A 712-nucleotide genomic window follows, 5' to 3' on the forward strand; every position below is an offset into this window, starting at 1 on the left:
GTATTTGGAAGATTTGGCAAATCCGAATAATGGGCTTAATTTAGTCCCAAACTGCTTGTAGCGCGAGAACGTTAGCAGATAGTGCAGAAAAAATCCGTAGAAAAAGAAAACCAAAACAGAAATGAAGCAATTTTTAACTCTTATAATTCTTGTTTCTTTTAGTAATTGCGGGAAAAATAAAAAAATGAAAAAATTCAATTCCGAATATAATTATTTTGTAAACATTCCTGAAAATTGGAGTGAATATGAAACTGATGAAAAAAACACAAATGCTTTTTTTGACACAACTCAATGGACGGGAAATTTAAGAATAACTCCAATGAATTATGAAATCAAAAATGCAAAGGAATTTTTAAGAGAAATATTAAGAGAAGAAAACGGCCAAAATATAGATTGGAAAAATATACAAGGAGTTTACTATGTTGAAAATGCAAAAAATGAAGAAATAAATTATTGGATTTTAATCGAAAAGAACAAACTTTACATTTGCTCTTTTACTGTTGGAAATCTTAACGGAAAAAACGAAATTGAAATGGAATTGAATAAAGTTGCTGAAATACTAAAATCAATTAAAACTGAATAAAAGCACCATCTGCTAACACACGCTACAAGCAATTTGGGTATTAGGCTTAATTTGAAATTGGTTTTGTATTTGGAAGATTTGGCAAATCCGAATAATGGGCTTAATTTAGTCCCAAACTGCTTGTAGCGC

At 29.6% G+C, this 712-nt stretch carries 1 protein-coding gene; it reads left to right on the forward strand.

The features are described 5' to 3' along the window. The first annotated feature begins 184 nt into the window (after positions 1–184). Positions 185–583, forward strand: a complete 399-nt coding sequence (locus AC061E_RS16600; protein ID WP_478286325.1) for a DUF3805 domain-containing protein — start codon at positions 185–187, stop codon at positions 581–583. Positions 584–712 lie beyond the last annotated feature (129 nt).

Source organism: Flavobacterium sp. GNP011 (assembly GCF_056428925.1).